Source organism: Desulfosarcina cetonica JCM 12296, assembly GCF_001311845.1.
GTDB classification, from domain to species: Bacteria; Desulfobacterota; Desulfobacteria; order Desulfobacterales; family Desulfosarcinaceae; genus Desulfosarcina; species Desulfosarcina cetonica.
On sequence record NZ_BBCC01000026.1, the window covers coordinates 1 to 21,683 of the forward strand.

General features: G+C 54.8%; 22 protein-coding genes and 2 pseudogenes. 8 read left to right on the plus strand and 16 right to left on the minus strand.

Going from position 1 to position 21,683, the window contains the following annotated elements; genetic code table 11:
- From ribB to JCM12296_RS08365, 11 genes and pseudogenes are all read right to left on the minus strand, one after another.
- Nucleotides 1-918: 3,4-dihydroxy-2-butanone-4-phosphate synthase (gene ribB / locus JCM12296_RS08330; RefSeq protein WP_054691485.1), on the minus strand; the 918-nt coding region annotated here is incomplete at its 3' end.
- A 6-nt stretch (nucleotides 919-924) separates the two neighbouring features.
- A complete protein-coding gene (locus JCM12296_RS08335; protein WP_054691486.1) occupies nucleotides 925-1,530 on the minus strand; it encodes a UbiX family flavin prenyltransferase in 606 nt (201 codons plus the stop codon).
- Nucleotides 1,531-1,549: 19 nt separating this feature from the next.
- On the minus strand, nucleotides 1,550-2,890 hold the full coding sequence (locus JCM12296_RS08340; RefSeq protein WP_083455962.1) for a UbiD family decarboxylase: 1,341 nt from the start codon (nucleotides 2,888-2,890) through the stop codon (nucleotides 1,550-1,552).
- 157 nt (nucleotides 2,891-3,047) lie between these two features.
- A complete protein-coding gene (locus JCM12296_RS08345) occupies nucleotides 3,048-3,299 on the minus strand; it encodes a phenylphosphate carboxylase subunit gamma (RefSeq protein WP_054691488.1) in 252 nt (83 codons plus the stop codon).
- A gap of 12 nt (nucleotides 3,300-3,311) precedes the next feature.
- Nucleotides 3,312-4,628 carry a phenylphosphate carboxylase subunit alpha gene (gene ppcA, locus JCM12296_RS08350; protein ID WP_218188013.1) on the minus strand — a complete coding sequence of 439 codons (1,317 nt, stop codon included), beginning with the start codon at nucleotides 4,626-4,628 and terminating at the stop codon, nucleotides 3,312-3,314.
- Nucleotides 4,629-4,659: 31 nt separating this feature from the next.
- Nucleotides 4,660-4,755, minus strand: a pseudogene (locus tag JCM12296_RS50300) (hypothetical protein); the annotation flags it as partial.
- A 50-nt stretch (nucleotides 4,756-4,805) separates the two neighbouring features.
- Entirely contained in the window at nucleotides 4,806-5,900 is a 1,095-nt protein-coding gene (locus tag JCM12296_RS08355; protein ID WP_218188017.1) for a UbiD family decarboxylase domain-containing protein, read from the minus strand.
- Nucleotides 5,894-6,250: a UbiD family decarboxylase gene (locus tag JCM12296_RS41540; protein WP_218188014.1), complete on the minus strand. Its 357-nt coding sequence runs from the start codon at nucleotides 6,248-6,250 to the stop codon at nucleotides 5,894-5,896. The genes JCM12296_RS08355 and JCM12296_RS41540 overlap by 7 nt, the downstream gene beginning before the upstream one ends.
- Nucleotides 6,251-6,271: 21 nt before the next feature.
- On the minus strand, nucleotides 6,272-6,661 hold the full coding sequence (locus JCM12296_RS08360) for an HAD hydrolase family protein (protein ID WP_054691489.1): 390 nt from the start codon (nucleotides 6,659-6,661) through the stop codon (nucleotides 6,272-6,274).
- Nucleotides 6,661-6,819 carry an HAD family hydrolase gene (locus JCM12296_RS38000; RefSeq protein WP_157067470.1) on the minus strand — a complete coding sequence of 53 codons (159 nt, stop codon included), beginning with the start codon at nucleotides 6,817-6,819 and terminating at the stop codon, nucleotides 6,661-6,663. The genes JCM12296_RS08360 and JCM12296_RS38000 overlap by 1 nt, the downstream gene beginning before the upstream one ends.
- Nucleotides 6,820-6,839: 20 nt before the next feature.
- Nucleotides 6,840-7,397, minus strand: coding sequence for a KdsC family phosphatase (locus tag JCM12296_RS08365; RefSeq protein WP_054691490.1), 558 nt, complete (start codon nucleotides 7,395-7,397; stop codon nucleotides 6,840-6,842).
- A 425-nt stretch (nucleotides 7,398-7,822) separates the two neighbouring features.
- Here JCM12296_RS08365 and JCM12296_RS08370 point away from each other — a divergent pair, with 425 nt between their 5' ends.
- The 7 genes and pseudogenes from JCM12296_RS08370 (at nucleotide 7,823) to JCM12296_RS08400 (ending at nucleotide 15,692) form a co-directional block, all read left to right on the plus strand.
- On the plus strand, nucleotides 7,823-9,157 hold the full coding sequence (locus tag JCM12296_RS08370) for a phenylacetate--CoA ligase family protein (protein WP_054691491.1): 1,335 nt from the start codon (nucleotides 7,823-7,825) through the stop codon (nucleotides 9,155-9,157).
- A 17-nt stretch (nucleotides 9,158-9,174) separates the two neighbouring features.
- Nucleotides 9,175-9,366 carry a hypothetical protein gene (locus JCM12296_RS08375; protein WP_054691492.1) on the plus strand — a complete coding sequence of 64 codons (192 nt, stop codon included), beginning with the start codon at nucleotides 9,175-9,177 and terminating at the stop codon, nucleotides 9,364-9,366.
- Between the two features lie 289 nt (nucleotides 9,367-9,655).
- Nucleotides 9,656-10,341 (plus strand): annotated as a pseudogene (locus tag JCM12296_RS08380) (SphA family protein).
- 167 nt (nucleotides 10,342-10,508) lie between these two features.
- On the plus strand, nucleotides 10,509-11,285 hold the full coding sequence (locus tag JCM12296_RS08385) for an SDR family NAD(P)-dependent oxidoreductase (protein WP_246804069.1): 777 nt from the start codon (nucleotides 10,509-10,511) through the stop codon (nucleotides 11,283-11,285).
- 322 nt (nucleotides 11,286-11,607) lie between these two features.
- Entirely contained in the window at nucleotides 11,608-14,058 is a 2,451-nt protein-coding gene (locus JCM12296_RS08390; RefSeq protein WP_172683816.1) for a Cache 3/Cache 2 fusion domain-containing protein, read from the plus strand.
- Between the two features lie 134 nt (nucleotides 14,059-14,192).
- The gene (locus JCM12296_RS08395) at nucleotides 14,193-14,858 is read left to right on the plus strand and encodes an endonuclease III domain-containing protein (RefSeq protein WP_054691495.1); all 666 of its coding nucleotides are present in this window, start codon (nucleotides 14,193-14,195) and stop codon (nucleotides 14,856-14,858) included.
- A gap of 45 nt (nucleotides 14,859-14,903) precedes the next feature.
- Nucleotides 14,904-15,692, plus strand: a complete 789-nt coding sequence (locus JCM12296_RS08400; RefSeq protein WP_054691497.1) for an exodeoxyribonuclease III — start codon at nucleotides 14,904-14,906, stop codon at nucleotides 15,690-15,692.
- Here JCM12296_RS08400 and scpB read toward each other — a convergent pair whose 3' ends face one another.
- The 5 genes from scpB to JCM12296_RS38005 all read right to left on the minus strand — a co-directional run bounded on the left by scpB (nucleotide 15,693) and on the right by JCM12296_RS38005 (nucleotide 20,314).
- Nucleotides 15,693-16,328, minus strand: coding sequence for an SMC-Scp complex subunit ScpB (gene scpB, locus JCM12296_RS08405; RefSeq protein WP_083455965.1), 636 nt, complete (start codon nucleotides 16,326-16,328; stop codon nucleotides 15,693-15,695). It abuts the gene before it with no gap.
- Nucleotides 16,329-17,090: a segregation and condensation protein A gene (locus JCM12296_RS08410; RefSeq protein ID WP_246804070.1), complete on the minus strand. Its 762-nt coding sequence runs from the start codon at nucleotides 17,088-17,090 to the stop codon at nucleotides 16,329-16,331.
- A 63-nt stretch (nucleotides 17,091-17,153) separates the two neighbouring features.
- Complete coding sequence (locus JCM12296_RS08415; RefSeq protein WP_246804071.1) at nucleotides 17,154-19,658, minus strand: CBS domain-containing protein; 2,505 nt, start codon at nucleotides 19,656-19,658, stop codon at nucleotides 17,154-17,156.
- On the minus strand, nucleotides 19,628-19,870 hold the full coding sequence (locus JCM12296_RS43810) for a DHH family phosphoesterase (RefSeq protein ID WP_246804072.1): 243 nt from the start codon (nucleotides 19,868-19,870) through the stop codon (nucleotides 19,628-19,630). The genes JCM12296_RS08415 and JCM12296_RS43810 overlap by 31 nt, the downstream gene beginning before the upstream one ends.
- 108 nt (nucleotides 19,871-19,978) lie before the next feature.
- Nucleotides 19,979-20,314 (minus strand): hypothetical protein, encoded by a 336-nt coding sequence (locus JCM12296_RS38005; RefSeq protein ID WP_157067471.1) that lies wholly within the window; start codon nucleotides 20,312-20,314, stop codon nucleotides 19,979-19,981.
- An 84-nt stretch (nucleotides 20,315-20,398) separates the two neighbouring features.
- Between JCM12296_RS38005 and JCM12296_RS08420 the strand changes: the two genes are divergently transcribed.
- Nucleotides 20,399-21,604: a type II secretion system F family protein gene (locus JCM12296_RS08420; RefSeq protein WP_054691500.1), complete on the plus strand. Its 1,206-nt coding sequence runs from the start codon at nucleotides 20,399-20,401 to the stop codon at nucleotides 21,602-21,604.
- Nucleotides 21,605-21,683: the final 79 nt, after the last annotated feature.

Sequence of the window (21,683 nt, forward strand, 5' to 3'; positions counted from 1 at the left end):
GGCCGTTGCCGCGTCCCGGGGACGGACGTACAGCAAAAGCCCTTTTCCCCGGGCGGTGATCAGCTCCCGGGCCTGCTGGAGCTTGCGTCCGCAGTCGCAAAGCAGCGAGCCCATGAAATCCCCCAGAAAACACTCGCGGTGAATCCTTACCAGCACCTCGTCCTCGGGCTGGATAGCTCCCTTGATCAAGGCGATGTAAGCATCATCCGGTGAGAATTCGGATGTGTAGGCGGCCACCTTCAGGGGACCGGCAGCCCTTGGCAGAGAGGTTTGCAGCAGGGTACGCCGGACCAATTGCTCCCGTGCGGTTCGATAGCGAATCAGATCGGCAATGGTAACGATGTTGAGATCATGCGTTTTGGCAAAACGGCAAAGGTCCGGCATCCGGGCCATGCTGCCGTCTTCGTTCATGATTTCACAGATGACACCGGCGGGTTCAAAACCGGCCAGCCGGGCCAGATCCACGGAGCCTTCGGTTTGGCCGGTGCGAACCAGAACGCCGCCGCGCCGCGCCCGCAGGGGAAAAATGTGGCCGGGACGAACGAAATCCGACGGGTTGGCCGTGGGCGACATGGCCTGGCGGATGGTATGCGCCCGATCCTGAGCCGAGATGCCGGTGGTGATGCCACAGGCCGCGTCGATGGAGACCGTGAACGCGGTCTCAAATGGGGAGTTGTTTTCCCGGACCATCGGATTCAGGCCCAGCTGATCCGCTTTTTGCGGCTCCAGGGTCAGGCAGATCAGCCCCCGGCCGTGGATAGCCATGAAATTGATGAATTCGGGTGTGACGGCTTCGGCGGCACAACACAGATCGCCCTCATTCTCACGGCCCTCATCATCGACCAGGATCACCATCCTGCCGTCCCGGATCTCTTGGATAGCAGTTTCGATGCCGACAATCAGGGAGTCTGACGCCATGGTCGCCTATGCCCCTTCCGCCCGCAGCATGGTGATGGCATTGTTCAATTTGTGGCTTCCCCACCTTTGAAAACAGCGGTTCTCAATATGGAACATGTCCAGAACCTTGCCCACGAGGTGGTTGACGATATCGTCTATGGTCTGGGGCAGGCAGTAAAACGCGGGAACCGGTGGAAGAATCGTCGCGCCCATGTCGGCAAGCTGCAGCATGAGGTTGAGGTGTCCTTTGTGAAAAGGCGTTTCCCGAGCAACAATAACCAGTTTGCGTTGTTCTTTCAGGTTGACGTCCGCAGCCCGAACGAGAAGGTTGTCATTGTAGGAGTGGGCGATGCCAGAGAGGGTTTTCATGGCACAGGGAATCACCACCATGCCTTCCACCAGAAACGAACCGCTGGCGATGTTGGCACCGATGTCGCGGATATCGTAGCAGGTGTGGGCCAGGGAAATTACATCGTCCACCGCCCAATTGGTTTCCATGTCGATGGTCTTTCGGGCGGCATCCGATATGACCAGATGCGTTTCGATATTGCTATTGGCAAGGGTTTCCAGAAGACGGATGCCGTAAATGGCACCGGTTGCTCCAGACATCCCGACGACCAGTCTTTTTTTCATGGGGCCCCCTTTCGATGGGTTATTGGTAGTTCATGGCCACGGTTAGCGCATGCTCGGGAAAACTGATTTTTTCAAACCCCTCCCGGCGGGGGCGGGTTGCATCGATGCCGATTTTGGCGGTCCGGAATCCCGGTTTTGCCGACGGATCGAGGACCTGCCCGCAAAGACCCGGAATGACGATCAGATCATCGTCCGGCTGAAAGCGGGTGGCCATGGCCCATTCCACGGCCAGCGGATCCCGAACATCGACATCCTCGTTGACGATGACGGCTTTTTTAATGGACTGAAACGAGAGCGCCATGGCGAGCAAACGACGGATCTCTCCCGGCCGGGCGCTGTCGATGGAAACGACCACGTGCGAGCCAAAGGTGCCGGGGACGAAGTGCAGATTGCGGATCGTGGGAAAAAGCATTTTCAGTTTCGGCAGTACATTGAGGCGGTGGACGAAGGCCAAGAGGTGATCCACTTCAAGGCCCTGGGGCAGCAGGGCTTGAAAGAACGGTGTTTGGTGAAGGGAAATGGATCGGACGTGGATGGTTGGGCTGGCAAAAGAGAGGTAGTAGCCGCTCACTTCTCCCAGCACCCCATCGATTTCTTTTTCCGCCGGGTCGATATGGCCTTCGATGATGATTTCGGCCTCAGCCGGTACCTGGAGTTCGGTGGTGGCCGCCGGCATCAGAACCACGGGTTGGCCGGTCAGCCCGCCCGCGGCACTGAACTTGTCCATATTGCCGGGGACTTTCAGCACCGTGGCAATGACCACTGCCGGATCGACTCCGATGGCCACGGCGATCTCCATGGGGGCTCCGGTCCGCCGATGATGCTGGTAGATGTCTGACAGCGGCGGATTGAGCAGGGAAATTCCCAGCTCGGCCGGGCCTCTGACCTCCAGGCGGTGCAGCCCCCGGCGCATGCCCCCGTTGTTGGGATCCCGGACCGATGAGACCCCGCAGGTAATGAAGGGGGCAGAATCCTTGGCATAGTGCGTCAGTACGGGCAGATACTCGCGAAGATCGAAGTTTTTGCCCGCCTCGATCACCCTTCGATCCGGATCACCATTTTGCAGAACCGGGTCGATCCACTGATCCTGGCTGGGCAGGTGTCCGCTTAAAAGGGTCTCCTCGGAGATGCACAGGGCGCTGGCCAGGCGTCGTTGGGCGCCCAGAATGTTGCCGACGATGGGCATCTGGTGGCCGTTGACCGTTTCGAAAAGGATGGCCGAACTGTCTTCACGATCCAGTTGGGCCAAAATCGCGGCCACCTCGAACCGGGGATCGACAGGCGTGCGGATGCGCCGGACATCCCCCTGTTGCTCCAAGTGCTCGATAAACCCCCTTAACCTTCCGATGGGTCTGGTCATATTCCCCTCCAACCAAAAGAAAGACTAATTTGACGTCTGCAAAGGCGTGATGGTGATTTTTTCGTCTATCCCGTGCTGCCCGTTGCGCCGCCTTCCCGGAGAGGCGATTTTCAACGATGAAAAGCCTCATCCCGGGAAGGACCGTGTGTCACTGGCGTTAGAATTTGCTGACTTCTTTGATCAGTTCGATGGACCAGGGTGTGTCGAGCAATTGACCCCGGCCGAGGCGGACCTTGAGAATATCCGAATATTTGGATTCGGATTTGGAGATCAGGGCCTTGGCGTAGAATGAGCGGTATTTGTACCTTCGATCGTCGGGGGTGAGTTCGCGGACGACCAATTCCAGCTCCTGATCCTCGGGCACGCTTGCCGGATCTTCCAGGACGAATGTATCGTATTCTCTGGCCATGTGTTTTTCTCCTTAATTTTTGTATCCGTAATTTTCCCAGTTGCTGAGAACTTTTTCCTGAATGTCCTTGGGATAGTTGGTGCTGAAGGCCACCTTCAGGGGCAAGTCGGACGTCGGCCAGTCCAGCGGGAAGAGACAATCGAACAGAACTTTGGCACCGACGCCCATCTTGCGCTCCTCAGGCGAGGCGTAGGGATTTAAGGGGGTGCCGATGTCATTTTCATACTTTCGGATACCGCGGATGGGATGGCACTTGGTGGAGAGGGCGTGGATCACTTCATCCTTGTTGTAAATATCGGTTTTGTCATCCACCACCACGATCATGTGGAACCAGGGGCCCAGTTTACTGCCAAAGGCCAGATTGGCGATTTGCGAGGCGATCCCGCTGTAGGCATGTTTGACGCCCACGACCACCATGTGGTGGGTCGACTCGGGCATCATGTAAACACCGGTAATGGGAATGCCCTGACTCTCGAGCAGTTTACGCATCTCCAGGCCGAGGGAGAAGGAGCGCAGGAGCTGGTTCTCGTCCGTGGGAATGCCCGGATTGCTCACCATGATCATGGGATTGTTGCGGTGGGTAATCGCCTTGATGCGGTATACCGTTCGCGGATCTCGCGGAGAGGTACGATAGCCGGTATATTCACCGAAGGGCGCTTCCAGGATACTGACGCTGGGATGAATTTCACCCTCGATAATGATTTCGGCATGGGCGGGAACTTCCAGGTCGCAGGTTTCGCACTTGACCAGTTCGACCGGTTCTCCGTGCAGCATGCCGGCCAGCTGATCCTCGGGAATCTGCGAGGGGGCGCACGAGGCGATGCTGGAGAGCGGATCGGCGGCAAGGACCACGGCAAAGGGCATGGGTTCGTTGCGCGGCACGTGCTTGCCGTGAAACATTTTGCCCATGTCGGAGAAGGGCAGCACCGGACCGACCATGGTCTTTTCATCGAACACCATGATGCGGTACATGCCCCAGTTGATCGCCCGGGTGTCCGGGTCCTTGGCGACCACGAAATGCCAGGTGGCCAGATAGCGGCCGCCGTCGCCTTCATGAACCATCGGTCCGGGCAGATGGAAGAGATTGGCATCGTCGCCGAGCAGGATATTTTCCTTGCAGGGTGCATCGGTGGCGTCGACCATCACCGGGGGAATGGGTTTCTCTTGGGTTCGGCGCACATACTCGTCGGCGATTTCCGGAATGGTAGCGTTCGGGTTCATCCCCATGCCAACGGCCAATCGACGATACGTGGACAAGGGACCTCCGAGGGCTTCGAACCCCGGATAATCGGTGATGTTTTGAAGTGGGGGCGGGCAGCTGGTTTTCACAAACTCTTCTGACAATGGCGCCCAGTTCGAGATCCCAGTCGACTTCCTGCTCGACCGTGACCAGGTCCCCACTCTCTTTCAATCGGGCGATAAATTCCCGGTTGTCTTTCGGACTGTTATAGCTCATGTTGAACTCCCGTTAAATGTGTCGCGCTTTTTGTTCATGATCGCGTCTTCTTATTGTCCGTATCCGTAATTCTCCCAGTTGCTGAGAACCTTTTCCTGAATGTGTTGCGGGTAGTTGGTGCTGAAGGCCACTTTAAGCGGCAGATCGGATGCCGGCCAATCCAGCGGGAAGAGACAGTCAAAGAGCACCTTGGCGCCCTGGCTCATCCTGCGTTCAGCCGGCGAGGCATACGGATTTAGCGGTGTTCCAACCTGATTGTCATACTTATGGATCCCTCGGACCGGATGACATTTGGTGGACAAGGCATGAATCACCTCATCTTTACTGTAGATGTCGGTTTTTTCATCCACGACCACGACCATGTGGAACCAGGGACTTAATTTGCTACCAAATATCAGGTTGGCGATCTGTGAGGCGATACCGGTGTAGGCCGGTTTGACGCCCACCACCACGAGATGGTGGGTGGATTCGGGCAACATGTAGACGCCCGTGATGGGAATCCCCTGGCTTTCGAGCAGTTTGTGCATTTCCAGCCCAAGCGAAAACGAGCGTAATAACTGGCCCTCGTCGGTCGGTACCCCCATGTTGGATACCATCATGATCGGGTCGTTGCGGTAGGTGATCGTTTTGACCCGGTACACGGTTCGTTTTTCTCTTGGCGAGGTGCGATAGCCGGTATATTCGCCAAAGGGGGCTTCCTCAATCATGACATTGGGGATGACTTCGCCTTCGATAATGATTTCCGAATGTGCAGGCACATACAGATCGCAGGTTTCACATTTGACCAGTTCCACTGGCTCGCCTCGCAGCATACCGGCAAGTTGATCCTCGGGAATCGGCGATGGGGCACAGGCGGCCAGACTGGAGATGGGATCGGCGGACAGTACCGCAGCAAATGGCATGGGCTCATTCCTGGGGACATATTTCCCATAAAACATTTTGCCCATATCGGAGAAGGGCAGTACCGGGCCCACCATGGTCTTCTCATCAAACACCATCATGCGGTACATGCCCCAGTTAATGGCTTGGGTGTCGGGGTCTTTTGACACAACAAAATGCCAGGTCGCCAGATAACGACCGCCGTCGCCATCATGGACCATGGGACCTGGCAGGTGAAGCAGATTGGCGTCGTCGCCGGTCAGGATGTTGGCTTTGCAGGGCGCCTCGCTCGCTCGATGATTACAGGATCGATGGGCTTTTCCTTGGTCCTCTGAACATAGGTGTTGGCGATTTCAGGAATGGGTGTGGCCGCATCCAGCCCCATGGCGATGGCCAATCGCCGATACGTGGCCATGGGTGCGCCGAATGCTTCAAATTCAGGATAATCGGTAATTTTCTTGAAGTAGGGGGCGGACAACTGGCCTTCACATACTCTTCTCACAATGGCGCCCATTTCAAGATCCCAATCGACTTCCTGGTTGACAGTGACCAGATCGCCGGACGCCTTCAATCGTTCGATGAATTCTCGATTGTCTTTTGGACTGTTGTAGGACATTTAATTTCTCCCTTCTTCGCCCTAAGACAGGCCGCCGTTTGATAATTGGGTGGTCACCGTTTCCCATTTGTCCTGGGCTTTGAGGATGAATTCGGCCAGTTCGCGGACCACCCCCTGGCCCCCGTCGGATTTCGTGATCAGGGCGGCCACGGCCTTGGCCTCGACGGCGCCGTTGGCCGGTGCCACGGGGAAACCGACCCGCCGCATGACACCCAGGTCGATCATTTCATCGCCGACATAGCAGAAATCCTGATCCGTCAGGCCGGACTCCTTTTCAAATTCGTCCAGCTTGGCGATTTTGGCGCTGGTTCCCCAGCGTTTGTCCGGCGGGACATTGTAGATTTCACCGACCACATCCATGGCCCGGGAGACCTTGCTGGTCAAAAACGAGACACCGATGCCGCCGGCCATCAGGCTTTGCAGCCGATTCGGTCAGCCAGGGAAAAACACTCGGATTTGGTGCCTTCGTTGGTGTAGTACAAGGTGTTGTCCGTTAAGATGCCATGGATGTCGAGGATGACGAATTTGACTGCTTTTGCCTGTTCGATCGCCGTTTGTGTATCAGTCATTTTTTTCTCCCTATATCCGGTTACTTGTAGCCCATCTTGGTGACCTTCTCGACCCAGCCGTCCCATTTGCCCATGGATCGCAGAATAAATTCGCACGATTCCCGGATCGGTCCGCGACCACCCGGCGCCGAAGTGATATAGTCAGCCGCCGCTTTTACTTCCGGAATGGCGTCGGCTGTGGCGATGGCGAGTCCAGCCTTCTTCATCGCTTCCAAATCCGTTATTTCACAGCCGACATAGGCCACCGCCTCATCCGTAATATCCAGCTCTTTGGTCAGCTCCTCGATCTTGGCCACTTTGTCATCCACCTTGTAGTAGTACTTGTCGAGCTTCAGCTCTTTGGCGCGGAAATACCCTTCACCATCAACGGAAGTAGCATCCAGAAAGGCGATGCGGATCCCGTTGGCCATCAGCGAAAGGTCGCCGAATCCATCCATGTGCCAGAAACCATAGCGGCGGTTGCCCTCGACATCGCAGTAAAATGTGTTTGGCGTGAGCACGCCGTGAATATCATGCCCGAACAGTTTTACTTTTTCTGCTTTTTTCATGGCACTGGCGGTGTCTTTTTGCGCTTCCATCACGACCTCCTTCATCTGAGCCGTTATAGGGGTAGTAGTGGGATCCGTTGCGCTGTCCAATTTGGCGAAAAGAAAAATGAATCCGGTTGTTGGATGCGGTCAACGGGTCGAGACTGAATGACACTGTTGGGAACGTCACTGTGTTTCCCAGGAAGAAATCGATAGAGCGGGCCGAAAGGCGTTGCCGGTTCATGTCCGATATTGGCGAAGATACGCGTAGGATGTCAATTTCATTAATATTATGCAAACCATAAAATCAAGTTATAGCTTTATGCGTAAATGATTAACGTGAATAATCATAAGTTGAGCTTATAGTTGAAATAAAATTTATGATTTTGACATTTCACGAATTCTCATTAATGCTTCCGGCAGTATTCTGCCATATCCTTCCTTACCCCAATGACAATTTTCAAAGGAGAATTCGTATGGACCCATCCGTATACTGGAATCCGATACTGGAAACGATGCCGCGAGAAAAGCTGCAGGCGTTGCAGCTGAAGAAATTCAAGCGTATTTTCACGTGGGCCTATGATAATTCACCCTTTTACCGTCGGTTATATCGTGATGCAGGCATCGAACCCGGCGATATCAAGACCTTCGCCGATATTCGCAAGGTTCCCAAAATCGAAAAATCGATGATGCGAGAAATACAGGGGCCGGGGAAGAACAACTATCCGTATGGCGATATTCTCTGTGTGCCCAAAACCGATGTTTGTTCCTATCGCCAGACCAGTGGGACCACCGGTCAGCCGGTCTACCAGGCCGACTCCTGGCAGGACTGGGAATGGGGCATTGAAGCATACAGCCACGCGCTCTGGGCTCAGACCTATCGCAATACCGACCGCATGCTGCTGCCCTTTGGTTACAATATTTTCGTCGCCTTTTGGGCGGCGCATTATGCTGCCGAGAAACTCGGCGTTGAAGTGGTTCCCGGCGGCGTGCTCAACACCGAGGCACGCATCCTGAAAATGCAGGAACTCGAAGCCAACGCCATGGCGGCCACGGTCAGCTATGTGTTGAACATGGGACGGGTGGCTCGGGAAAAAATGGGTATTGATCCGGCCAAGGACTTGAATATCCAGAAAATTACTGTCGCCGGCGAACCCGGCGGAAGCATCCCGGCCACCCGTCAACGCATGGAGGAGCTATGGGGTGCCAAGGTGTATGATCAGTGCGGCAGCACGGAGATCGGCCATTGGGGCTGGGAATGCCATCACCAGGCGGGGCTGCATGTCAACGAGGCGTTTTTCCTTTTTGAAATCGAAGACCTGGAGACCGGTGAGATCATCACCGAACCGGGCAAAAAGGGGCGTCTGGTGGCCACCGCCCTGGATCGCACGGCTCAACCCTGTATCCGTTTCGACGCCAAGGATATCATTCAGTGGAACGCGGAACCCTGTGCCTGTGGCCGTTCGTTTTGGCGACTGGACGGCGGCATCATCGGCCGGGCCGATGACATCACCAAGGTAAAAGGTGTTCTTTGGGCGCCATCGGCCGTGGAGGAAGTGGTTCGCGGGTTTGCCCAGCTCAGTGACGAGTACCAGATTATTCTCTCCAAGAAGGGCGATGCCGACCAGATCGAACTCAAGGTGGAATTGATGCCCGGTTATGAGAACAACGAGGCGGATGTTCGGCACGCGCTTTTGGCCAAATTACGGCTTCAGACCAACTTGAATTATCTCCTCGATTTTAAAACCTATGGCGACCTGCCGCGGTTCGAAGGCAAGGGAAAGCGTTTTCAGGATTTACGGCACAACTAGACGAAAGGAAAGGGCATATGAAACCGGAATTCGATCTTAACGCAATGGTGCAAAAAATCCAGACCCTTAAACAAAACGCCGCCGAGCTGAAAGCCGTGGCGGGTGGAATCGTCGCGGTGGATCGCAACATCAATCGCATTTCGGCCAGTATCCGGGTGATGGAACTGGATATCTGTGACGCGGCGGACATTCTGTTGGCAGGGGATTGAGGTCGATGGAGAACGCAAAGAGAAAGGATTGGCCAAGATGATGCCAAGATCATTGAAAGGGTTGGTCTGCTGGATCGGTTGTGTCGGATGGGTTTTGGGGGCCGTGTTTTCTTCCGAGGCCGCCACGCTGGGATCGCACTACCCTTTCGGCGGCGAAGGGGTGCTCGCCGCCACCGTCCCCCCACCGGGGTTTCACTACCGAGTCTACAACACCTGGTATAATCCCACCACCTTGAAGGATGACAATGGCGACGACGAAGATGTCGGTCTGGACCTGGACGTCTTTTCCATGGTGCACCGTTTCATCCATGTGACTGAGAAAAAAATTCTCGGTGCCGACTATTTCTACGATATCATCGTTCCCCTGGTCGACAAAGATCTCACCATTGCCGCGGCCGGGGTATCCGACAGCCAGTCCCTGGCCTTGGGGGACACGGTTTTCGAACTCTTCGGCTTGGCCTGGCATCAGCCCCGCTGGGATGCGGCCTTCGCCTGGCGGTGATTGCACCGACCGGTGAATACGACCTTGACAAACCCGCCTCACCGGGTTTGGGCTACTGGTCGGGCATGCTGACCTTGGGCGGTACCGTCTATTTTGATGAAGCCCGATCGTGGTCCTTCAGTGCCTTGACGCGGACGCTGGTCAACGGCGAACAGGACGATACGGATGTGCGACCCGGATCCGAGTTCGTCGTTGAATACGGCCTGGGCAAAGAAATTCCGATCAATGACAAACTCCTTGTGCGGCCGGGTATCTCCGGTTGTGCCTACTGGCAGTTCGAAGACGACAGCGACGATGGCCCGGGCACCTTGGCCGATGAACGCAAGGAGAGCTATGCCCTGGGAGCGGAAATTAACTTCTTCTGGCTGCCGCCGACCCTGTTCCAGGTCAACCTCAGGGCCTTGCGCGAGTTCGGCGCCAAGAACACCGTCCAGGGGTCGCAATTCGTCCTGACCCTGACGAAATCGTGGTAGCCAATATCGAGTAGCCAATGAGGGGCGGTCTCGCTTTTATATTGATTCCCTGGCTATGGACTTTATCCGGTGGATGGATTGCGATTTGCCTTTGAGATGTTATTTTTTTTACATTACCCAGACGATCAGGACCGTATCAAGCGTGGTGTAAGAAAAAGGGGGACAATATGGACAGCAAGATTGCACTGGTTACCGGGGGCAGCCGGGGACTCGGCAAAAACACGATTCTCCACTTGGCACAGCGGGGTGTTGACGCAATTTTCACCTACCACAGCAAGGCGGAAGCGGCCCGGCAGGTGGTTGCCGAGGTCGAGCGGACCGGACGCAAGGCAGTGGCGCTTCAATTGGATACGGGAGACACCAAAGCCTTTGCGGATTTTGCAAAACAGGTAAAACAGGCGTTAGAAGCACACTGGCAACAGGACCATTTCGATTTCCTGGTGAATAACGCCGGTGTCGGTCTGCGCGCGGCTTTCAGCGAAACCACCGAGGAACAGTTTGACCGCCTGATGAATATCAATTTCAAGGGCGTTTTTTTTCTGACCCAATCCGTGTTGCCGCTTATTGCCGACGGCGGCCGCATCGTCAACATCTCCAGTGGTCTGGCTCGTTTTTCATTACCGGGTCATGCCGCCTATGCGGCTGCAAAGGGTGCCGTGGAGGTCCTTACGCGCTATCTGGCAAAGGAGTTGGGAGATCGTCGGATTTGCGTCAACGCGGTTGCTCCCGGTGCCATCGAGACGGACTTCGGCGGCGGTGTGGTCCGCGATAACCGGGACGTGAACACCTTCATCGCGTCCCAGACCGCCTGGGGCGCGTGGGGCTGCCCGATGATATCGGGGCGATGGTTGCCTTGCTGCTTTGTGAGGGGAACCGGTGGATCAACGGCCAACGGATCGAGGCGTCCGGCGGCATCTTCCTATAGGTGGCGAGGTCGCCTTTGATGGGCGGCGGCGATGCAAGCACAAGCATAGCTTGAAACCTTTACGCTTCCGTCGTTGCCCTTTCTTCTTTGTCTCACCCCGACTTGCTTTCCTTTCGCAAAAAAAACTCATCGATTTCTTTCATCGGCCGATGAACGTATTGTTGGTTTAATCTGAACTTATTCGAAACTTGTCAGAACGATTCATTCCCAAAGCTTCCCTAAAGGTGGCCTCCATGCGCTTATTTTCTCGTCTTCGATCAAAATTGACATTGATTGGAATTCTGTTAAGTGTTGCGCCCTTGATTTGCCTGGCCGTTGCCGCTTTCATGATCTCAGGTAACATGAAAGGTGTTTTCTATAAGGAACTCAGCCAGATTGTTACTTCCGACCTGGATCATATCGTCCAGGGGGTTCAGGCGGTATGCAGCGCACAGCAGGAAACCATTCGGGACCAACTGAAGCACTCACTCAAACTTGCCGAGACGGTTGTCGCTCAAATTGGCGCGCCGCGTTTATCCGACCAAGAGACAATGTGGAAAATTACCAACCAATTCACCAAGGCAAAGCAAACCGTGCAGTTGCCCAAACTGATGCTTGGGGATCAATGGACCGGAAACAATGAGAAGCTCGAAATACCTTCCTTGGTCGTCGATGAGGTTCAGCGCATCGTGGCCGCCACCTGCACGATATTTCAACGCATCAATCCGGCTGGCGATATGTTGCGGGTCTCCACCAATGTCCTGAAAAAGGACGGCAAGCGAGCCATTGGAACCTACATCCCGCATCACAACCCTGATGGAAAACCCAATGCGGTTGTTGATGCCGTTTTGAAGGGAAAGACGTTTCAGGGGAGGGCTTTCGTCGTCAATCAATGGTATATCACGACCTATGCGCCGATTTACAATTCCGCTCGTGAAATCATCGGGATGCTGTATGTGGGGATTCCCCAAGAGAGTGTCAAAAGTCTGCGTGAGGCGATTTTGTCTACCCGGGTGGGCGAGCAGGGTTACGTCTTCGTTATCGATTCCAACGGCGATTATGTCATCTCGCGGGAGGGGCGGGACGATGGCCGCAATATCCTTGATGCCAAGGGCGTAGATGGCGCCCAACCCATCAAAGCGATCATCGGCAAAGCCCTGAGTCTTCAATCCGGTCAGATGGCTGGCCATGCTTACCAGTGGCAGGCCAGCGGTGACAGCGCTCCCAGGCATTACGTTTCACGCATCACCTATTTCAAGGATTGGGATTGGATCATCGTCGCCAACGCCTACCGGGATGAAATTTTCGGTGTTCAGGATGTTATCGACGGTCTTTTCCATAAAGGGTTCATCCTGATCCTTGCCATCATTGGTGCCACCATCACGGTTACCATGGTCGTGTGGCTGATGGTGGCCCGCGGCATTGTCCGGCCCATTGAAGAGGCATCCAAATTCGCTATTTCGCTCTCAAACGGAGATTTCCGCAACACGCTTGAAACGGGTAAGCGCCGATTCGGCCGGCAGTCCACCGAAATTTCGCACCTGATGGCGTCATTGAATCACCTGGTCGCTAATTTGGCGACGATGATCCGTGAAGTTAAAAACAGCGTTTCCACCCTGAACGTCTCGTCCGGCGAACTGGGTAATATTTCAAATGAGATGAACCAGGGTGCCGACCAAACATCGGGAAGGGCCGACGCCGTTGCGGCGGCATCGACGCAGATGAGTTCAAACATGACCACCGTTGCGGCAGCGACCGAACAGGCCGCAAGCAATGTCGACATTGTGGCCCATTCGACGGAAGAAATGAGTGCAACGGTCAAGGAAATCGCCAGCAACTCCGAACAGGCGCGAATCATGACCCAAAATGCCGTGGATCGGGCCAAAGATGCCTTTACCATGGTTGATGAACTGGGAACGGCCGCCCAGGCCATCGACAAGGTTACCGAGGTGATTACCGAGATATCCGAACAGACCAATCTTTTGGCACTTAACGCTACGATAGAAGCCGCCCGTGCCGGTGACGTTGGCAAAGGATTTGCCGTGGTGGCCAACGAGATCAAGGAATTGGCCGGGCAAACCGCCCGAGCCACCAATGATATTCGAGAAAAAATCGGTAATATTCAGCAATCCACAGCAGATACGGTGAAAGAAATAAGACAGATTTCCTCGGGTATTGTCGATGTGAACGAAATCGTCGGCAGCATTGCCGCTGCGGTTGAAGAACAGTCCGTTTCCACCGGGAATATTGCCGGGAATGTGATCCAGGCATCCCAGGGGATTCAGGAAGTCAGCCAAATGATCGCTCAAAGCTCTTCCGCTTCCGCCGATATATCAAAGGAAATCGAGTACGTTACGCTGTCCGCCGGTGAAATGGCCACGCGAAGCGCACAGGTGCGGATCAGTGCCCAGGATTTGCAAAAGCTGTCCGGACGCTTATCGGAGGCCGTTTCCCGATTCGATATTCCCGAAGCCCGGTTTGATATTGGCGCGGTCAAGAGCGTCCATCTTCAATGGCGGTCCCGGCTGGAAGAATTGCTGCATGGTCGTGAAACATTGAAGCGCGATGCCGTTGACGATCACCATCAATGCGCTTTCGGGAAATGGTATGACAGCATCGATACACCCGAGCTGACCGAAAGTGAAGCCTTCAAGCTCGCCGGCGCCCATCACAAGGCGGTCCACGCACAGGCCCGGCAGATCGTCGACAGCTATCATCGGGGTGAAAAAGGAAAAGCCAACGCGTTGATGACTACTTTTGAGGCGGAGCGGGAAAAGCTATTCTCAGCCCTTGATGAACTGTATCTGCACTGATCGAGGGGCGTGGCGGGTACAGCTGACTCGATTTAGGGCTTTACCTGATCGGTCGAGGCGTGTATGCATGCATAGCAACCCCGTTGCCGGCCCCCCGACGATATCTGTGACGGATACGGAGAAACTCAGCTGCCATGACCCGAAAGCGCGCCTTCGATATCGATCGCTTTGTCGCCACCATCGAAGCCAACTACCGCCAGTGGAATCCGCCCATCATCACCTTTATCGCCACCCGTGGGGCGACGCCCTTCGAGGTGCTGGTCTCCACACTCCTCTCCCTGCGCACCAAGGACGAGGTCACCGGATTGGCCGCCGAACGCCTTTTCGCCGTGGCCCGCACCCCCGAGGCCATGCTCCGGCTGACACCTGAGGCGATCGAGAAACGGATCTACCCGGTGGGATTCTATCCCACCAAGGCCAAGCGCCTGCTGGAGATCAGCCGGATCCTGTTGGACCGATACGACGGAGAGGTGCCCGACACCCTGGAGGCCCTCACCGCGCTGCCCGGCGTGGGCCGCAAGACCGCCAATCTGGTGCTCGTGGAGGGGTTCAAGATTCCGGCCATTTGCGTGGATACCCATGTGCACCGTATCAGCAACCGCATCGGCTACGTGAAGACCCGCACGCCGGACCAGACCGAGATGGCCCTGCGCAAGAAGCTGCCCAAACGCCACTGGATCCGCTATAACGAGCTCTTGGTGGCCTTTGGCCAGGTGATTTGCCGACCGGTCTCCCCCTTTTGCAGTCGCTGCCCGGTGGCTGAGATGTGCCCGAAAATCGGCGTGGACCGCCATCGTTGAACCCAGTTTACGATCAATGCGCGATTGATCGGCAAGGAGTCCCGTATGCCCAAGCAAACCGTCAAGCTCGTTTCCTGGAATGTCAACGGCTACCGCGCCGTCATGAAGAAGGAATTTCTGAAATCGGTCCGCGATCTGGATGTCGACATCCTGGGGCTGCAGGAAACCAAGCTCCAGGAGAACCAGCTCACCCGGGCCATGAAAACCATCGACGGCTACGATGCGGCCTTCTCCTTCTCCACGGTGAAGAAGGGCTACAGTGGCGTGGCGACCTATTCGCGATTGACGCCCAAGGCGGTGCGCCACGGCATCGGCGTCCCCCGGTTCGACGACGAGGGGCGCATCATCGAGTTGGAATTCGATGACTTCAGCCTTTTTAACGTCTATTTCCCCAACGGCCAGATGAACGATGCGCGCTTGCAGTACAAACTCGATTTCTACGAGGCCTTCTTCGCCTATACCGAACGCCTGCGTCAGCAAGGCCGGAGCCTGATCATTACCGGCGATTTCAACACGGCCCACAACGAAATCGATCTGAAGAACCCCGGCCCCAATTCGACCCGTTCCGGATTTCTTCCCATCGAGCGCCAGTGGATCGACCGCATCGTTGCCATGGGGTACGTGGATACTTTCCGGCATCTCTACCCCGACACGATCAAGTATTCATGGTGGACCTACCGCTTCAAGGCGCGTGAAAACAACGCCGGCTGGCGCATCGATTACTTCTTTGTCTCCGAGGATATGATCCGCAAGGGATGGGTCAAGGACGCCTTCATCGACAACACGGTGTTCGGCTCGGATCACTGCCCCGTGGGACTGGTTCTGGAGATCTAATTACTCAGCTTTGGTGTCGTCCGTTTTATCCTGTCTGTCCCCGACAGTCTCGTTTATGGCGTCGGACAGATCCTCTGCCGTGTAAGTCTCCTGAGCATCGCTCTCCAATCGAGACTTGCCAAGCTCCTCGATCTCCTTGGGCGTGGGTAAATCCTTAAGATCCTTCAGTTCAAACACCTCGAGAAAGTGCTTGGTGGTGGCGTAGATCAGCGGCCGGCCGGGGATCTCCTTGCGTCCCAGCACGCGGATCAGTTTGCGCTCCATGAGCATGCGCAGCACGCCGCCGCTGTCCACGCCGCGGATATGTTCGATGTCACTGCGGATGATCGGCTGGTTGTAGGCGATGATCGCCAGGGTTTCCAACGCGGCCCGGCTCAGACGGGGCGCGGACGGTTTGACCAGTCGCTTGATCCACGCGTTGTGGCGGGCCTGGGTGCGAAACTGGTAGCCGCCAGCCACCTGCCGGAGAACGAAACCGCCATCGCGCGCGTCGTATTCGGCGATCAGTTCGTCCACGGCCGCCTTGATCGCCTGGGTATCCTCGGCCTCGAGCACCCCCTTGAGCTGATCCATGGTCAGGGGCGATTCCGCGACGAAGAGCAGGCTCTCGATAATATATTTCAGGTCGTCGGCCATCTACTGGAAAAAAATTCTGATAATTCCCGTGGGAACGTGTTGGGCGATATGGACCAGGCCGAGCTTGGCCATCTCCAGGATCGCCAGGAAGGTGACAATGATGTCCGCACGTTCGCGGTGCTCGGTAAACAGTTCATCAAAGGTCATGGACGCCTTTTCCTCGAGGATCTCCGTCAACTCACGGATACGCTGCTGAACCGAAACCCGGTCCCGGGTCAAATCGACCCGATGGTCTGAACTGACCTTGTCCAAAATGTTTTGAAAGGCATCGATCAGCTCGAACAGGCCGATGCGGATGACCTGGTCGTCCGCCACATCCTTGAAAAGGTCGGGCTCCGGTTTGCGCGTAAAGGTGGAATCTCCCAACAGGTTGCGCTCGGCCAGCTGTTCGGCGGCGGATTTGATACGCAGGTATTCCAGGAGCGGGCGCGTGATTTCCAGCCGGGGATCTTCCTCTTCCGGTTCGCCCAACTGGGTTGGCAACAGCATTCTGGATTTGATGTGGGTCAGGGTGGATGCCATCAGAACGAAATCACCGGCAAAATCGATGTTCATCTGCTTCATCCACTCCAGGTACGCCAGATACTGTTCGGTAATCCGGGAGATGGGGATGTCGTAGATGTCCACCTCCGCTTTTTTGATCAGATGGACCAAAAGATCCATGGGGCCTTCGAAAATATTTTCCAGCTTGACCCGGTAGCGTTCCTCGTCACCGCCCGGATCAAAGCCGTCGCCTTTGATCTGATCCATTGTCACTGACATCACGGATAGTTTCTCATCTCTGGGGTGATCGAATGGGGTCGCGTTCTGACAGCGCCTTTGTCCTTAGATTGTGCCCGGAAGCTGTTTTCTGACGAAAGCGAATTCATCCTCCAGGGTTTTGACCTTACCGTTGAGTTTCGCTTCCAGGACCCTTTGGAGCGTCTGGCTGAACAAGGGCCCCGGTTGCAGGCCCAATGCCAACAGATCCTTGCCGGAGATGCCAACGGAAATATTGCGCAACTGGGTCTGGTAGAGTGAAATCCGTTTTTTGGCGGTTTCCGAATGACTGCAGGCCATCATGTAAAGAATCACTTCGGTTTTGAATATTTTGAGCCGGTTGAAGATTTCCGCGTTGTTCATGTGCTTGCGGCGTTCCAGTGAAATGAGACATTTTTCCACCCCCACGCGGGTGTCGGCAAACAGTTTTGCGTGACGTGGCGCAATGGTCAGGTGGCGGCAGATTTCCCGGGTCATGGCCAGGCCGCAATGACGGATCAACACCATGAAATAGACCGTCCAGCGCTCATAGGGTTCATCGATAAAAAGAAGATCGTGCCAATCGACAACCTTTTTAGCGCTATCCAACAGGCGTTTCAGGTCATTCTCGATTTTGAGCTTCGGGTGAATGACCTTCAATAACGCATAGTCCAAAAGGCGCATGATGGTCGGTACGGGATTTTCTTCCTTGAGGATCAGGACGAGTTCCGTATAGACGCGCTTGCCGGACAGGCGTTTAAAAAAATCCATTTTGACGGCATTGTCAATCAGACTGGAGGTCAGTTTGCCGATGGTGAAGCCGAAACGCTGTTCGAAGCGCAAGGCCCGGAACACGCGCGTGGGATCCTCCACGAAACTCAAGTTGTGCAGAACGCGCAGAACCTTGTCCTTGATATCCTTCTGTCCGTTGAAAAAGTCGATCAAGCGACCGAATTTGTTCGGGTTGAGTTGTACCGCCAGAGTGTTGATGGTAAAATCCCGGCGGAACATGTCCATTTTGATGGAACTCATTTCGACCACCGGAAGGGACGCCGGGAATTGGTAGTATTCCATGCGCGCCGAGGCCACGTCGATCTTGAAACCATCCGGGAAAATGATCACGGCGGTGCCGAACTTATGATGGGTGTGGGTTCGTGCCCCGTATTCCCGTGCAAAGGTCTTGGCGAAAGTGATGCCATTGCCTTCGACAACCACATCGATATCTTCGTTTTTGCGGTACAGGAACATGTCACGCACAAAACCACCGACCACGAATGCGTTATAGCCCAACTGGGTGGCTGTTTCTCCCAATTGATTGAGCGTTTGCAGAATCGGTTTGGCGAGCCGTTCGCGCATGAAATTCAGTACCATGCGTTGGCGTTTGCCGCTTGGTGGATCATCTACCCCCGGAAGCTCATGGTTGGACAAGCGGTTTTTCTGAACCAGTGTGTTGAGAAGATCGGTGCGGGTGATGACCCCCAGTACCCTGCCGTTTTCCACGACGGGCAGGATGCGTTGTTTGTTGCCGATGATTTTGTCCTGGATCTCCACAATATCGGCGTCTGGGTGAACATCGCAAATTTCCGTGCTCATATATTCGGCGATCGGTATGTCGCCCAGATCATGAAACAGCGCTTTCTCGATGACCTGGCGTGTGATGTATCCACTGAATGCATCTCCCGCGGGATCACTGGCGCCAACCAATAACGCATTGATGTTGTATCGGTTGAGGAGTTTCTTGGCGTCCAGGCAGGTGGTTTCGCGCACCGCCATGATCGCCGGGGCGGACATCAGATGGCGGGCCAGTCGCCGGGGATTGATTTTTGCGTATAGGGTTTCGATGAGCATCTGTTCCGCCTGGGCGATGGTCTTGCCCTTGATGGTGGCCGCGGCCGCAGATGGGTGGCCGCCGCCGCCAAGGTGATCCAGGATATCGCCGACATCCACATCCGCTGTGCGGCTTCTGGCGACCACATAGACCTTGTTCTCCATGAGTCCCAGGGCGAAGAGCGCGTCGATATTCTCCATTTTGGCCATTTTCTGGACCAGGAACGAGAAATCCGCAAAATAGTTGTCGGTGATGACGCTGGTCAGCACAATGTCGACGCCGTTGATGGTGAAATGCCGGGCGGTCTGGATCATATCATTCAGAAGGCCGATCTGCTCGGGATTGAATTCCCGGGTGATCATGCTGGAAATGACATTGAGGTTGGCGCCTTTGGACAGAAAATAGGCGGCTGCCTTGAAATCGTGCTCCGTCGTCGAAGGGAAGGAAAACGAGCCGGTGTCCTCGTAAATTCCCAGGCACATGATCGTCGCCTCTTCCGGGCTGATGGAAATCTCCTTTTCCCGTAAAATGGCGGACAGGATGGTGATCGTGGCACCGGTCAGCATGTGGTGTTCCTTGTGCGCCGGAATATCATCATCGTTTTTCGGGTGATGGTCGTAGATATGAATTTCCAGGCCCGGATTGTCCAGAACCTGACCGATGTCACCGATTCGGTTACGCCTTCGCGTGTCCACCAGGACAAGACGGCGAACCGCGGAAAAGTCGATTTTACTCAACTCGACGATATTGAAGAGATACACCATCGATTGGATAAAGAAATTCCGCAGGTTTTTTCCTGAGAGCCTGGAAAGACAACCTTGGCATCCGGGTACAGCTTCTGGGCGGCGAGCATCGACGCCATGGCATCGAAATCGGCGTTCACATGACTGGTGATGATGGTCAATGGCGGGGCAAGCGTTGTACGGTCGTTGATCATGGCCTCATGACTTTCTGTGCTTCCAACCCAGATTGGCATGCATTCCTATCGGATGGCGCTGAAAAGCAAATGGATATTACGCGTTTGAAGTTATTTTCGCAAGCTGATCTCGTTATCTCGGCTAAATCCCACCGTCCATTCGAAGGCTCACCAATGCCCCGATATTAATAAAGTTATTGTTGTTTTTGACGGTTTATGATAGCAAAAAAGAGCTTTGTTCGCATCGTGGATTCCGAGACACCTGCCTTCAATATGATGATCATTGACGTGAATTAACGTTTCAACCCAGCAATTCGAACGCACCATCTTTTTAGGATGATGACCCGGTTCATGATCAATGGAAAGGGCAGGCGCCAAAAAATGGCGTTTCAAGATGCGGTCACGATTCTTTTCGTTAATACGACGGTGGATTGCCGCGAACCCATCTAAAAATATTTCAGAAATTCCCAGAAAGGCCGAAATTGCAGAAAGGCGTTCATCCATGATGCCACGGCGATGCCAACCGGATCGTATCTGATAAAACATAACGTTGCGACAACTGAGCAATAATTGACATAGGGGGTTTTTATGCCGATTTACCTGTGGGAAGGCAAGAACCGGAACAATATCGTTCAGAAGGGTGAGATGGAGGCGGCCAGCGACGATGTTGTCCGCGCGAATCTCAACCGCCTTCGAATAACGCCAACCAAAATTAAGAAAAAGCCCAAAGACCTCTTCGAAAATGTCGCCTTTCTACAGCCCAAGGTCACCCAGAAGGATGTCATTCTTTTCTGTCGCCAGTTTTCCACCATGATCGATGCGGGTTTGCCGATTATTCAGTGCATGGACATCTTGCATGCCCAACAGGAGAATGCGACTTTCAAAAAAATGCTCAAGAGCATCAAGGAACAGGTGGAAAGTGGCTCCACCCTGGCCGACTCCCTGAAAAAATATCCACGCCAGTTCGATGATCTGTTTGTGAACATGGTAGCCGCCGGTGAAGCCGGTGGTATTCTGGATACGATTCTGAGGCGGCTTTCCGCATACATGGAGAAGGCGGCCAAGTTGAAAGGTCAGGTCAAGGGGGCCATGACCTACCCCATCGTCACCCTGATCATCGCCGTTCTCGTCGTGGCGGTCATCCTGGTGTTCGTCATCCCCGTCTTCCAGGAGATGTTTTCCGATATGGGTGGGACCCTGCCCGGGCCAACACTCATCGTCATTGCTATGAGTGAATTCGTGAAGGCCAAGATCCATTGGCTCATCATTGCGGTGATCCTCTTTATTTTTGCATTTAAAAGATATTATCGCACCGAGAAAGGCAGGCGTTTTGTCGATGCGGCCATACTTAAATTTCCGGTCTTCGGTCTTTTGATCCGTAAGGTGGCGGTCGCCAAATTTACCCGGACCATGGGAACCATGCTTTCCAGTGGCGTGGCCATTCTCGAAGCCTTGGATATCGTTGCCAAGACCGCCGGCAACAAAACGATTGAACGGGCGATCTACACGGTGAGAACCGGTATTGCAGAAGGTCGTACCATGGCTGATCCCCTGGCCGAAAGTGGCGTTTTCCCGGCAATGGTGTGCCAGATGATTTCCGTCGGCGAGTCGACCGGTGCCTTGGATTCCATGTTGCAGAAGATCGCTGATTTCTATGAAGAGGAAGTTGACCAGGCTGTCGAGAATTTAACCTCGTTGATTGAACCCTTCATGCTGGTTTTTCTAGGGGTGGTGATCGGTGGCTTGGTCATCGCCATGTATCTACCCGTTTTCAAGATGGCCGGAAATCTTTAGGACCGCTACCGGCGATTGGCTGAACGCGCGACAAATCCCCAGATTGGCCAAGAGGCGCTCGACCATAAACTCAACTGGT